The sequence below is a fragment of the Intrasporangium calvum DSM 43043 genome (assembly GCF_000184685.1).
Taxonomy (GTDB): domain Bacteria; phylum Actinomycetota; class Actinomycetes; order Actinomycetales; family Dermatophilaceae; genus Intrasporangium; species Intrasporangium calvum.
Genome location: NC_014830.1, coordinates 1,882,719 through 1,896,140, shown reverse-complemented (window position 1 = coordinate 1,896,140; position 13,422 = coordinate 1,882,719). Strand labels below are relative to the sequence as shown.

Sequence of the window (13,422 nt, the reverse complement as noted above, 5' to 3'; positions counted from 1 at the left end):
TGTCGACCAGGACAACATGAGCAACCGGAGGTCTCTCCCGCCCAACAGGCCGGCCGATGGGCCCGGGTCCGACGAGGTCGGAGCCGTGATGACGAACCCATCGCTTCGGGGATACTCCCCTCCGTGAACGCCTGAGTCTTTCACTCCCTGCCGCTCCCGCCCAAATCCGGTTCACTGCGCGGGACGACCTCTTGCCTCAGCGGGTGGCCTGGGTCATCTGGCGCAGCTCCCGCTTCAGGTCGCTGACCTCGTCCCGGAGCCGGGCAGCCAGCTCGAAATGGAGCTCGGCGGCTGCTTGGTGCATCTGCTCGGTCATCTCCTGGATGAGCCCGGCGAGGTCGGCCGCGGCCAGGTCGGCCGGTCGCTCCCCACGGCGACCGCTCGACACGCCCACGTCGGCCGCGACGGCGCCTCGTGCGGCGCCGCTCTTGCCGCGGGACTGCATCCGGCCGGAACCGATCAGCTCCTGGGTGTCGGCGTCCTCACGCTGGAGCAGGTCGGTGATGTCGGCGATCTTCTTGCGCAGGGGCTGGGGGTCGATCCCCTTCTCGCGGTTGTAGGCCAGCTGCTTGTCCCGGCGCCGGTTGGTCTCGTCGAGCGCCTCCTGCATCGAGGGGGTGATCTTGTCGGCGTACATGTGGACCTGGCCGGAGACGTTGCGGGCGGCGCGGCCGATCGTCTGGATCAGCGACCGGGCGGAGCGCAGGAAGCCCTCCTTGTCGGCGTCGAGGATCGACACCAAGGACACCTCGGGCAGGTCGAGGCCCTCGCGCAGCAGGTTGATACCGACGAGGACGTCGAAGACGCCCTGGCGCAGCTCGCGCAGCAGCTCGACCCGGCGCAACGTGTCGATGTCGCTGTGCAGGTAGCGGACCCGGATCCCCTTGTCGAGCAGGTAGTCGGTGAGGTCCTCGGCCATCTTCTTCGTCAGGGTCGTGACGAGCACGCGCTCGTTGCGGTCGACGCGGATCCGGATCTCGTCCATCAGGTCGTCGATCTGGCCCTTCGTCGGCTTGAGCACCACCTCGGGGTCGATGAGACCGGTCGGGCGGATGATCTGCTCGACGGGGGGTCCGCTCCGGCCCGACTTGGCCAGCTCGTACTCCCCCGGCGTGGCGGACAGGTACACGGTCTGTCCGATCCGCTCGAGGAACTCCTCCCACTTCAGCGGCCGGTTGTCCATCGCGCTCGGGAGGCGGAAGCCGTGCTCGACGAGCATCCGTTTGCGGGACATGTCGCCCTCGTACATGGCCCCGATCTGCGGGACGGTCTGGTGCGACTCGTCGATGACGAGGAGGAAGTCGTCCGGGAAGTAGTCGATCAGGCAGTTCGGCGCCGACCCGGGCCCGCGCCCGTCGATGTGGCGCGAGTAGTTCTCGATGCCGGAGCAGAACCCGACCTGGCGCATCATCTCGATGTCGTAGGCGGTGCGCATCCGCAGCCGCTGGGCCTCGAGGAGCTTGCCCTGCTTCTCGAAGCTGGCCAGCTGGTCCTCGAGCTCGAGCTCGATCCCGCGGATGGCCCGCTCCATCCGTTCCGGGCCGGCGACGTAGTGGGAGGCGGGGAAGACATACATCTCCTGCTCCTCGTGGACCACCTCGCCGGTGACCGGGTGGAGCGTGTAGATCCGCTCGATCTCGTCGCCGAAGAACTCGATGCGGATCGCGAGCTCCTCGTAGACGGGGATGATCTCGACGGTGTCGCCGCGCACCCGGAAGGTCCCCCGCGTGAAGGCGAGGTCGTTGCGGGTGTACTGCATCTCGACGAAGCGACGCAGCAGCGAGTCCCGGTCGACCTCCTCGCCGACCTTGATCCGCGCCATCCGGTCGACGTACTCCTGGGGGGTGCCGAGTCCGTAGATGCACGAGACGGACGCGACGACGATGACGTCGCGCCGGGTCAGCAAGGAGTTGGTCGCGGAGTGCCGCAGCCGCTCGACCTCGTCGTTGACCGAGCTGTCCTTCTCGATGTAGGTGTCGGTCTGCGGGATGTAGGCCTCAGGCTGGTAGTAGTCGTAGTACGAGACGAAGTACTCGACGGCGTTGTTGGGCAGCAGCTCGCGGAACTCGTTGGCGAGCTGCGCGGCGAGCGTCTTGTTGGGCGCCATCACGAGGGTGGGGCGCTGCACCTGCTCGATCAGCCAGGCGGTCGTGGCGGACTTGCCGGTGCCGGTCGCACCGAGGAGGACGACGTCCTGCTCGCCCGCCCTGATCCGTCGGGTGAGCTCGTCGATGGCCCGGGGCTGGTCCCCGCTCGGCTGGTACTCCGAGATCACCTGGAACGGGGCCACGGTGCGCTGGAGATCGGTCGTGGGACGCATGTCTACACGTTACGGGTCGGGTCCGACAACGCCGACTCCGTATGCCGCTGGGCTGGCTCTCGCACGCTGCTCACGGGACCCGGTGGGTCCACTCCTCCGTTGCGAACTTGGACTCCACGAGCTCCTTCGCAGCGGCCAGCTCGGAGTCCGAGTAGGCCGCGGGAGTCGTGCGGTGCGCCCGGGCGAACGAGGCCATGAAGCTGTCGATGATGGCCTCGCGCGACATCCCGGTCTGCGACCGCATCGGGTCGACCCGCTTGTTCGCGGAGCGCGTGCCCTTGTCGGACAGCTTCTCCCGGCCGATCCGCAGCACCTCGAGCATCTTGTCCGCGTCGATGTCGTAGGCCATCGTCACGTGGTGGAGGACGGCGCCGGCCACGAACCGCTTCTGGGCGGCCCCGCCGATCTTGCCCTGGTCGCTCGCGATGTCGTTGAGCGGCACGAAGTGCGCCCGGACCCCGACGTCCGCGAGCGCAGCGATGACCCACTCGTCGAGGAACGAGTAGGAACGCTCGAAGCTCAGACCTTCGACGAGCGAGCTCGGCACGACGAGCGAGTAGGTGATGGTGTTGCCGGGCTCCATGAACATGGCGCCTCCGCCGGAGATGCGGCGGACGACCTCGATGCCGTGCCGGGCCGCACCGTCGGGGTCGACCTCGTTGCGCACGCTCTGGAAGGAGCCGATGACGACGAGGGGACGGTCCCAGTCCCAGAATCGCAGCGTCGGGGGGCGCTCCCCCGTGGCGACCTCCCGGGCGATGACCTCGTCGAGGGCGACGTGCACGGCCGGGTCCAGCGTGAGGGGCGGGATGACGTCGAACACGTGGTCGTGCCACCCGGTGGCCTTGCCGAGGGCGCGACGGACGGCGATGCCGATGGCCTCGGGGGTGAAGCCGATGAGCGAGACCGCCCCGTCGAGGGCTCCGTCGACCGCAGCCGCGAGGTGCTCCACCCCGGCGTCGGCCGACAGCCCGCTGAGGGCGGCGTTGATGTCCTCCAGCGCCTCGTCCGGCTCGAGGAAGAAGTCCCCCGAGATGCTGACCTCGGACAACCGTCCGTCGGACACGTTGAGGTCGACCGCGACGAGCTTGCCGCCGGGGACCTTGTACTCACCTCTCACGACACCCTCAACAACGCCGTATGCCGCTGACTTCCCCAGCGCTCGCGGGTGACCTCAGCGCGGGGACCAGCTCGTTGCCGTCGCCCAGGCCTCCGCCCGGGGCAGGGCAGCGGCGAACCACGGCTCCTTCGCTGCTGCGTAGGCGGAGGTGCGGTCGTCCATGGCGAGCAACCGGCTCTTCTCGGCGGCATAGGAGTCGCGCCCCTCGACCTCGTGCGTGAGCCAGTCCCTGAAGAGCAGGGCGAGCCGCCAGCCCGGTGAACCGGTCCGGCGCACATGGACGTGCGCGATGCTCAGGGGATCGGTCGAGCCGTACACCCGCTTGGGCCACCCGTCGGGGTCGAGGTCGGGTGGCTGTGGCGAGTCCCTCGTCAGGTGCGCGAAGCGGACCAGTCCGGCCTCCCGCATGGCGGTGGTGAAGGCGGGTGAGTCGGCGATCTCCAGGTCGCGCACCCCGACCTGGAGGTCGAGCACGTCCTTGGCGGGCAGGTGCGGGACGGCGGTGGAGCCGATGTGCTCCACCTCGGTGACCGCGCTGACGTCCCGGAGCGCGTGGGCGACCCGGGCGACCAAGCGAGCGCCCCGCTCGCCCCAGTCGCTGCGGGGCGCCACGACCGCCCCACGGTCGGGCCTGCGTGAGGGTCGTGAGTGCACGAGGTTGTCATTCCACGGGGCGAGCCGGTCGCGCCACAGAGTGTCGACGGCGTCCGCGAGCTCCGACGTCGTCCCGTCATTCGTCAGGACGATGTCGCACGCGGCGCGGCGCTCCGCGTCCGACGCCTGGGCGGCGATCCGGTTGCGCGCGTCCTGCTCATCCAGCCCGCGCTGGTCCACGAGGCGGTGGACCCGGGTCTCGAGCGCCGCCTCGACGACGACGGCCACGTGCTCGTGGACCCAGAGCCCCCGCTCGACGAGGAGTGGCATGTCGAACACCGAGACCGTTCCGGGAGGCACCTCTGAACGGCGCCGGGCGACGCGGCGGCCGATCGCCGGGCCGGTGATCGCGTCCAGGGCGGCCAGCGCACCGGGATCGGTGAAGACGATGCCCGCCAGGCCAGCTCGGTCGAGCGTGCCATCGGGACGGATCACGCCGTCCCCGAAGCGCGTCCGCACCTCCTCGAGCACCGGCTCGCCGGGTTCCATGATCTCGCGCGCGACCTGGTCGGCGTCGATGACGACGGCGCCCCGCTCGGCGAGGCGACGGGCCACGGTGGACTTGCCCGAGCCGATGCCTCCGGTCACTCCGACGCGCAGCATGGCCGACACGCTACGGCATCGTTCCCGCCCCGGGGCGGAGCCAGGTCGGAGCCAGGGTGGCACCGGAGTCGAGGGTCAGCCCACGACGGACAGCGCGAGCTCCGGGTCGTCGGTGATGAGACCGTCCACCCCGGCGGCGACGACGCGCCGGAGGTCGTCGGGCTCGTTGACCGTCCACGGCAGGACGCCGAGCCCGAGGTCATGGGCCCGGCTCACCAGGTCGGCGTCGACGGAACCGTGGTGGGGCGACACGACGTGGGCGCCCACGGCGGCGACCGCTCCGGCCAGGTCGTCGCCGTGCTCGCGCCAGTCGAGGCTGCCGAGCCAGGGCGACCCGTCGGTGTAGGTGACCCCGGTGACGACCAGCGCCGAGCGCTGCAGCTCGGGCGCCTGATCACGCGCGAGCTCGAGGACCGCCCAGTCGAACGAGTGGATCAGCGACCGTCGAGCCGTACCGGCCGCAGCGACCGCCTCCAGGACGCCGTCGAGCAGCCGGCCCCTGGTCTCCCTGACCCCCGGCTCTGTCGGGTCCACCTTCAGCTCGATCGTCCACCAGACCTCGGGAGCCCGGTCGCGACCGACCTCGAGCACCTCGGGCAGCGTCGCGATCCGGGCATCCGGGACATCACGCTGGCGAGGGAACGCGGACAGACGCCGCGAGCCGACGTCGATCGTCCGCAGCTGCTCCAGAGTCAGCTCGTCGACCCGCGCCCCGATGAGGTCCTCGGCGGTGGGTCGGCACTTCTCGGCCTCGATCCGGGGATCGTGCCAGACGACCACCTGCCCGTCGGCCGTCAGCCGGACGTCGAGCTCCACGCCCGTCGCGCCTGCGTCGAACGCGGCGAGGAAGCTGGGGATGGTGTTCTCGACGACGAGGGCCCGCGCGCCTCGGTGTCCCTGGATGTCCAGCTGACGACCCGGCCACCGCCGGGGACGATCTGGACCCGTGGTCCCACGGTCGGCGGGAAGCGGCGGGGGCATCCCCGGGGTGGCGGCCCGGAGCGCTGGGTCCGGCGAAGCCAGGAGCTGCTGCACGCAACCACGCTGATCGGGCCAGGTGACCCTTCCACGCCGCCATGGTGTCTTTGGAGCGAACTCCCGATGAACAACAGGTGAACAGCATGGCCGGGTGGGAGCGCGCTCCGCTCCCCCAGATCGAGCGCCGGTGAGCTGCGGGGAGCGTGGGTACGACAGCGCCCCGGCCCTCCCACCGGAGTGAGAGGAACGGGGCGCTCAGTGGGCGTTACCGCTCAAGCGAGCCCAGCGGCATACGTCCGGGTGGTGTCAGTTGCCCGTCAGCTTCTCGCGAAGCGCGGCGAGCGCCTCGTCCGAGGCCAGGGTCCCCTCGGCGGGGGCCGGCGTCGACTGGCTCTCCGACGAGCCACCGCTCGCGGACGAGTACGACGTCGCCATCCCCACGTTGGACGCAGCCTCCGCGTCCGCCTTGCTCGCGGCGTCGACCTGGGCCTTGTGGGCCTCCCAGCGAGCATGGGCCTCGGCGTACTGCCGCTCCCACTTCTCCCGCTGCGTCTCGTAACCCTCGAGCCACTCGTTGGTCTCCGGGTCGAAGCCCTCCGGGTACTTGTAGTTGCCCTGCTCGTCGTACTCGGCAGCCATGCCGTAGAGCGTCGGGTCGAACTCCGACACGGGGACGCTCTCGTCGTTGGCCTGCTTGAGCGAGAGGGAGATCCGGCGGCGCTCGAGGTCGATGTCGATGACCTTGACGAAGATCTCGTCCGCGACGTTGACGACCTGCTCAGGAAGCTCGACGTGACGCTCGGCCAGCTCGGAGATGTGCACGAGGCCCTCGATGCCGTCCTCGACGCGCACGAACGCGCCGAAGGGAACGAGCTTGGTGACCTTGCCGGGCACGACCTGACCGATGGCGTGGGTCCGCGCGAAGTGCTGCCACGGGTCCTCCTGGGTCGCCTTCAGCGACAGGGAGACACGCTCGCGGTCCATGTCCACGTCGAGGACCTCGACGGTGACGTCCGTGCCGACCTCGACGACCTCGGACGGGTGGTCGATGTGCTTCCAGGACAGCTCGGACACGTGGACGAGACCGTCCACGCCACCCAGGTCGACGAACGCACCGAAGTTGACGATGCTGCTGACGACGCCCTGACGGACCTGGCCCTTCTGGAGCTCCTTGAGGAACGTGGTGCGAACCTCGGACTGCGTCTGCTCGAGCCACGCACGGCGCGACAGGACCACGTTGTTGCGGTTCTTGTCGAGCTCGATGATCTTGGCCTCGATCTCCTTGCCGACGTACGGCTGGAGGTCGCGGACCCGGCGCATCTCGACGAGGGACGCCGGCAGGAAGCCACGGAGGCCGATGTCGAGGATGAGCCCACCCTTGACGACCTCGATGACGGTGCCGGTGACGACGCCGTCCTCTTCCTTGATCTTCTCGATCGTGCCCCACGCGCGCTCGTACTGGGCGCGCTTCTTGGACAGGATCAGGCGACCTTCCTTGTCCTCCTTCTGGAGGACGAGGGCCTCGACCTCGTCACCGACCTTGACGATCTCGCCAGGGTCGACGTCGTGCTTGATGGACAGCTCGCGCGAGGGGATGACGCCCTCGGTCTTGTAGCCGATGTCGAGCAGGACCTCGTCCCGGTCGACCTTGACGATGCGACCTTCGACGATGTCGCCGTCATTGAAGTCCTTGATGGTCGCGTCGATCGCGGCAAGGATGTCTTCCTGAGAGCCGATGTCGTTGATGGCGACCTCAGGCGCGGTCTTCTCGACCGTGTTGGCAGTCATGTAGTAGGAACTCCGATTGTGGACAGTGAGATTGGTGGCGGCTCTGGGGCGCCGTGTGGACATGGTGATCTGAGCACACGAATGTGCTCGAGCATCCTATCGGGGCTCGAGGGAGCCGGTCAAAGGCAGGCTGCACGGTGAGCGAGCCCACGGAGGCCCTGAGACGTCCGGCTGCTGCCGGTGAGACGGTGCAGGCGAACCGAACGTGGTGGGACTCGGAGGCGGCCGGGTACTACGCCGAGCACGGCGCCTTCCTCGGCGACGAGGACCTGGTCTGGGGGCCGGAGCGGCTCCGCGAGGCCGACGCACGCCTGCTCGGCGAGCTCGCCGGTCGCCGGGTGCTCGAGATCGGTGCCGGCTCGGGCCAGGGGGCGCGCTGGGTCCGCGCGCAAGGCGGCGAGGTGGTCGCCAGCGACCTGTCCGCCGGGATGATCCGCGAGGGTCGTGGCGTGAACGCTGCCCTGCCGCCCCCGCATCGCGTGCCCTTCGTGCAGTGCGACGGCCGCTCTCTGCCCTTCCCGGACAGCACCTTCGACGTCGTGTTCACCGCATACGGGGTGATCCCCTTCGTCGCGGACTCCGCTGTGGTGCTGGGTGAGGCTGCGCGCGTCCTGCGACCCGGCGGACGGTTCGTCTTCTCCACGACGCACCCGATCCGGTGGGCCTTCCACGACGACCCCGGGCCCGGCGGCCTGACTGCCACCCACTCGTACTTCGACCTCACCCCCTACGTCGAGCAGGACTCGACCCGGCGCGCTACCTACGTGGAGCACCACCGGACCCTGGGCGAGCTCGTGCGACAGGTGACCGGGGCGGGGCTGCGCCTCGTGGACCTCGTGGAGCCGGAGTGGCCCGAGGGACACGACGAGACCTGGGGAGGGTGGTCCCCACTGCGCGGTCGGCTCATCCCCGGTACCGCGGTCTTCGTCTGCGAGCTGCACGCCTGACGGACGCCGAGGACGCGAGCGTCAGGTGGTCACCCGCAGCTGCTGACGGAGCCTCAGGTGCGGGCGACCTTGCTCCGACTGGTTCGCAGACCGTCGAGGCCCTCGACGCCCTTGGCCTGCTCTGCCGGGCGGGGACGGAGCAGCAGCAGCACCAGGCCGACCACGACCAGGAGCCCCCCGGTCACGAGACCGACCGGCTTCAGGGTGTCGCGGACGAAGCCGAGGAGTCGACCCTTGGAGCCCCAGGTCTCGGCGTTCTCGAGGACCGTCGCCTGGTCATAGCCGATCGTGCCCTTCGTCGTGTAGACCGTGCCGTAGTTCGCCGAGACGAGCGAACGATCCAGCTGCTCCTCACCCTTGACGATGATGCCCGTGTTGGGCTCCACCCACAGGGTGCGCTTGTTCGCGTACATGACGTCCACCTCGACGTCGTCACCGGTGGCGTCGAAGATCCCGGCGGGGACCGACCTCGAGGTCACCCTCGTGGAGGGGATGGACTGCTGGAACACGTAGGTCTCGGTGCCGAAGAGGTTCTCCTCTCGGATGAACTCGATGGCCACCGCTTCGCTCAGGTCCCCGTCCCAGAACTGGTACGACTTCTTCTCGACGTTGAACGGGAACTTGAAGAACTGTCCCGCGTGAAGGACCGGCACGAGCTTCTCCGGGTCGTCCAGGTCACCGGCCGAACGGACGTCCAAGGGCGACCCCTTGGCCTCTCCGGTCACGCGATCGAAGGTGACGACCTCCATGCTGTAGGTCAGGTCCCCAACTCCGACAGCCTCCGACTTGACGCCCGTCTGCCACACCGCAGTGCGGTCGTCCCCCTGGGGGACCTCACCGGGGACGCCGATGACGGTGCGGGTGCTCCGCACGTGGGCGTCGGTCAGCTTGTCGTAGTGCGCCTTGTCCTGATCGTCCGACCAGAGTCGAAGGACCTGCATCCCGGTCCCCTCTGATCTCGAGGTGTAACAGTCGTTCACCTCGGCACTGCAGTCTCCGGTTCCGCTCTCGGAGATCGCGGGCTTCTGGTCCAGGGGGACCGTGGCGAGCGCGTTGTAGACGTAGGGGTTCGCGAGGAAGCCCAGGACGATCAGGGCGGTGCCCAGAGCGATTGCAATGCCACCGAGGATGCGACGCAAGGGAGGTCTCCCGACTAGAGTGACGGCGCTGTCCGTGCTGCATGTTACTACCTACTACGCGTGAGTAACATGACTGCGGCGGAGCCTACCAGCGCACGGGCAACTTCCGCGACCAGAGGTGAGGCCTCATGTCCACAGTGGTGACGACTGCCAGTTCCGGGGGACGTCGTCGACCGAACTGGAGTCCTATGGCGGCAGTGCTGACGATCGGCGCAGGGGTGCTGGCCTACCGGATCTGGCAGCTCTCCCAGTCCTACTTCTGGCAGGACGACTTCATCTACCTGCACCGCGCGGACACGACGAGACTCAGCGCCAGCTTCCTGCTGCAGGACTACCACGGACACCTGATGCCCGGATCCCTGTTGGTGGCAAAGGGCGTCGCGCAGTTCTCTGAACACCGATGGCTGGCCGCAGCCTCTGTCGTGCTCTTCCTTGAGCTGGCCAAGGTCCTCCTGGTGGTTGCGGCGTCAGTCAAGCTCTTCGGGCGCCGGTGGGGAGTCTTACTGCCTATCACGGTCCTGCTCTTGACGCCCATGTGGGTTACGCCCACCCTCTGGTGGGCTGCAGCTCTCCAGTCGCTGCCGCTCCAGATCTCGCTGCTCGCGACGATCTGGCTCGTCGCACGCCACCAAGGAGCGTTCACAGCGGGCGGCCTCTTGGGAATTGCCGCCGCTCTTGCGTTCGGTCTCGCGTTCTGGGAGAAGGCCATCGTCGTGCCACCCACAGCTCTGATCGTGGTCCTCCTGGTCGAAGCCTGCCGCAACCTGGACCCCCTCTGGCGAACCACTGCCGACGCGATCTCTCGACTGCGATGGGTGATCGCGACTTGGCTCATCATGTTGGCGAGCTATCTCGCCCTGTTTCTAAGTCGCGTTGACCTGGGAACTCAGGTCTCCGACGGAGGGATCAGGGCTGAGCAAGGAATCGCGGCGCTCCGACACGCATCGCTCGCCTTCGTCGTAGGGTTGGCAGGAGGGCCTTGGCGCGCGACGGGCGGGACCGACACAATCGCTCTCACACCGTCCTCGGGATCCGCATTCCTAGCCATCCAAGTGGTGGTCGTGGGTGTGATCGCCTTGGTGGTCGTCGGCGGCCCGCGGCGGGTCGTGCTCGCACTCCTGGCGACTGGAGTCGTCTTCCTTGTGGACACGGTCGCCGTAGTCCTGACCCGACTCGACCTGGTCGGCCCCGAGCAGGCCACGGATCCCCGCTACTTCACGGAGTCCGTCATCGTCGCGGCAATCGCGATCGGGGCCTGCCTGCTCTCAACTGACCTTGGGCCCAACCCACTGACCGCCCGCTTCTTGCATCTGCGCCATCTGTTCCTGGCGCTGGCGATCTTTGTGTTCGCCAATAGCGCCGTCATCACACAACAGTCATTGACGGAGGTAGCCGCACGCCGCGATACGAGGTCGTTCGTGACCGAAGCCAGGGCTCAGGCTGAGGGGCGCGGTGTGGTCGACGTGTTCGACGGGCCTGTCCCAGAGCGCGTCATCGGCTCCTTCTTCGCGGCCGACCACAAGATGTCCCGAGTGCTGGCCGACCATCGGTTGCCCATCCGATGGAACGTGGCCTCGTCAGACCTGCACATCTTCGACGGGCTGGGGGTCCTTCGCCCAGCTGATCTCAAGGACGTCGTCGCAGACGCCGGTCAGGGTCCGCTGCGCGACTGCGGGTGGCTGGCGGCACCGGGCCAGCCTGCGCAACTATCGTTCGGGGAGCCGGTGTCCTTGGGCGGCCGTCCAGTGATGTTGGCCTACTACACCAGGACAGCGGGCGAGGTCGACATAACCTTGGGCGGTCGGACCCAGCCCGTCGTTCTGGAGGAAGGCCTCAACCGCATGTGGATCTTCTCGGGCAGAGCTGTCCAGGCCATTGAGGTGCGGCACGTCCAAGGGGCTCCAGTCTGTGTCACAGAGGCGAAGGTAGGAACGGTGTGGCCGAAATCATAGGTTCCTCGAGCGCTCCGTCATCTACAACTGCCGAACAGCCCGTCGGCTCCGCGAACCGGAAGGACCGTTTTCCCGCCCTCGACGGACTTCGTGCAGTCGGAGCGCTGGCCGTGGTCACAACGCATGCGGGATTCCATTCCGGGGAATCCGTCAATGGGTCATTTGCGGGGCTTCTGGCCCGGCTCGACGTTGGTGTCCCGATCTTCTTCGTTGTCTCGGGATACCTGCTGTACCGTCCTCACGCCTTGGCCAGGATGACTCTTGCTTCTCCCCCGCGCATGAGGCGATATTTCCTGCATCGCGCCCTCCGCATCCTGCCGGCACTCTGGATCGCAGTGCTGGCCGCATACCTGCTCCTGCCACATGACGCCATTGGTCCCGTCGAGTACCTGTACATCGGAGGATTTGTCCAGGTCTACAGCCTGCGTCCGTCGGTTCCTGGTCTCACGCAGATGTGGAGTCTGACAGCCGAAGTTGCCTTCTACCTCCTGCTGCCTCTTCTCGCGGCAGGGTTGGCGTGGGTTCCCGGCAAGCCGCGGCAGTGGTCGGTAAGGGCGTCCCGAGCACTGCTGTGGGCCGTTCCCGTATCCCTGTCGTGGATCGTGTGGTCATTCCTCCGCGGTGAGGGTTACCAGAATTTGTGGCTACCCGCCTTCATCGGGTGGTTCGGCTTGGGCATGATCCTTGCTGTGTGGAACGTCGCCAGAGGCATGGGTCTACGGAAAGAGAGTTCGCTGGACCACCTTGCGAATGCCCCGGGAACCTGCATTGCGACTGCTGGGGCGTTGTACCTGCTCATGTCGACCCGCATCGCAGGTCCCTACGACTTGGCTGCGACGACGCTCACGTCTGCACTGGTCAAGAACATCGGCTATGCCGCGATAGCAGGACTTCTGGTCCTCCCGGCGATCAACCCCAAGGCCTTGCGGACGCCCTTCGTCAAACATCTTGGGACGGGTATCGCGGGATGGCTGGGCGACATCTCCTACGGAATCTTCGCCTATCACCTCGTGGCACTCGGGCTGGTAGAGCTGTTCCTCGAGCATGAGGCTTTCGGGGGAGACTTCCTCCAACTTCTCGTGGGTACCTTGGTTCTCACGATCCCCATGGCCTGGCTCAGTTACAGGTTCATCGAACGCCCCGTCATGATGCTTGGGCGTGGAGACACGGCAGCACGCCCTCGCACAGCGGCCGGCCGACGCCATGTGGCAGGTGCCACCGCCAGCGCAGGCAGGAGCCAAGCGAAGAACTGAGCCCAGCTGGAGTTGAGAGCGGCTCCTCCGTTCGCCCACGGTTGGGCCGCGACGAGCCACACCAGCACGGCGCCGACCCCTCCCATCGACCACAGTCGAACCGAGGACACTCGCCGCGCGAGTACCCCCACTCCCAGACTGCACGCGATGGCGGCGGCTCCTACGAGGCCCGCGTTCAGCAGGCACGCGCCATGAAGCGCCAGGATCGCAAGCACCTCGCCTCGCGGGTCCCGGCGCGGCACGACTGCCGTCATCCGCTGGAATGGAACTACCGCGGCCGCAAGGACAAGGCCAAATGTCAGCAGGCCGACAAACAGGCCCCAAACGTAGGTGCCCTGCGGGGCATACTCCGGAACGACTCCGAGCTCCGCCCCCGCGGGAAGGACAAAACCCTGCTGCCATCCATTGACGCGGACCGGAACCAGATTCTTGCCGTCGGAGCCATGAGCACTCCATCCCGCGTTGAAGTTGTGACGCAGCACGAGGATCCCGGCCTCGGAACGGTCGGGCACCTGGAGACCAGCGGCGCTGGGCAGTACCTTCGGTGCCGGCGTGTGTGAGCGTGCACTTGCCGATGCCCTGTCGGCACGGGCGAGCCATACTCGTTCGGGGCGGAACTCCGAACTTGCCTTCGCAACCAGCACGTGCTTGCCAGGGTTCAGCCGCAC

Annotated in this window: 9 protein-coding genes; 3 read left to right on the top strand and 6 right to left on the bottom strand. The window is 67.7% G+C overall.

What is annotated here, in order from left to right; translation table 11 throughout:
* Positions 1-196: 196 nt before the first annotated feature.
* From uvrB to rpsA, 5 genes are all read right to left on the bottom strand, one after another.
* A complete protein-coding gene (gene uvrB / locus INTCA_RS08465; RefSeq protein WP_013492499.1) occupies positions 197-2,320 on the bottom strand; it encodes an excinuclease ABC subunit UvrB in 2,124 nt (707 codons plus the stop codon).
* A 70-nt stretch (positions 2,321-2,390) separates the two neighbouring features.
* Positions 2,391-3,440, bottom strand: coding sequence for a lipoate-protein ligase LplAB (lplAB, locus tag INTCA_RS08460; protein ID WP_013492498.1), 1,050 nt, complete (start codon positions 3,438-3,440; stop codon positions 2,391-2,393).
* 54 nt (positions 3,441-3,494) lie between these two features.
* Positions 3,495-4,697, bottom strand: coding sequence for a dephospho-CoA kinase (coaE, locus tag INTCA_RS08455; protein WP_013492497.1), 1,203 nt, complete (start codon positions 4,695-4,697; stop codon positions 3,495-3,497).
* Between the two features lie 75 nt (positions 4,698-4,772).
* On the bottom strand, positions 4,773-5,732 hold the full coding sequence (locus tag INTCA_RS08450; protein WP_013492496.1) for a glycerophosphodiester phosphodiesterase family protein: 960 nt from the start codon (positions 5,730-5,732) through the stop codon (positions 4,773-4,775).
* Between the two features lie 249 nt (positions 5,733-5,981).
* Complete coding sequence (gene rpsA, locus INTCA_RS08445; protein ID WP_013492495.1) at positions 5,982-7,463, bottom strand: 30S ribosomal protein S1; 1,482 nt, start codon at positions 7,461-7,463, stop codon at positions 5,982-5,984.
* A gap of 137 nt (positions 7,464-7,600) precedes the next feature.
* Here rpsA and INTCA_RS08440 point away from each other — a divergent pair, with 137 nt between their 5' ends.
* Entirely contained in the window at positions 7,601-8,410 is an 810-nt protein-coding gene (locus tag INTCA_RS08440; protein ID WP_013492494.1) for a class I SAM-dependent methyltransferase, read from the top strand.
* A 53-nt stretch (positions 8,411-8,463) separates the two neighbouring features.
* Here the strand turns inward: INTCA_RS08440 and pgfA are convergent, their stop codons facing one another.
* Positions 8,464-9,549: a cell envelope lipid trafficking protein PgfA gene (gene pgfA, locus INTCA_RS08435; protein ID WP_013492493.1), complete on the bottom strand. Its 1,086-nt coding sequence runs from the start codon at positions 9,547-9,549 to the stop codon at positions 8,464-8,466.
* Between the two features lie 128 nt (positions 9,550-9,677).
* On the opposite strand from pgfA, the gene INTCA_RS08430 reads away from it, so the two are divergent.
* Both INTCA_RS08430 and INTCA_RS20315 read left to right on the top strand, forming a co-directional pair.
* Entirely contained in the window at positions 9,678-11,501 is a 1,824-nt protein-coding gene (locus tag INTCA_RS08430; RefSeq protein ID WP_148236539.1) for a hypothetical protein, read from the top strand.
* Complete coding sequence (locus INTCA_RS20315; RefSeq protein WP_013492491.1) at positions 11,486-12,754, top strand: acyltransferase family protein; 1,269 nt, start codon at positions 11,486-11,488, stop codon at positions 12,752-12,754. The genes INTCA_RS08430 and INTCA_RS20315 overlap by 16 nt, the downstream gene beginning before the upstream one ends.
* Positions 12,755-13,422 lie beyond the last annotated feature (668 nt).

Coding starts and splice junctions, on each gene's coding strand:
- coaE (WP_013492497.1), bottom strand. CDS start 4,697: ATGCTGCGCGTCGGAGTGACCGGAGGCATCGGCTCGGGCAAGTCCACC.
- rpsA (WP_013492495.1), bottom strand. CDS start 7,463: ATGACTGCCAACACGGTCGAGAAGACCGCGCCTGAGGTCGCCATCAAC.
- INTCA_RS08430 (WP_148236539.1), top strand. CDS start 9,678: ATGTCCACAGTGGTGACGACTGCCAGTTCCGGGGGACGTCGTCGACCG.
- uvrB (WP_013492499.1), bottom strand. CDS start 2,320: ATGCGTCCCACGACCGATCTCCAGCGCACCGTGGCCCCGTTCCAGGTG.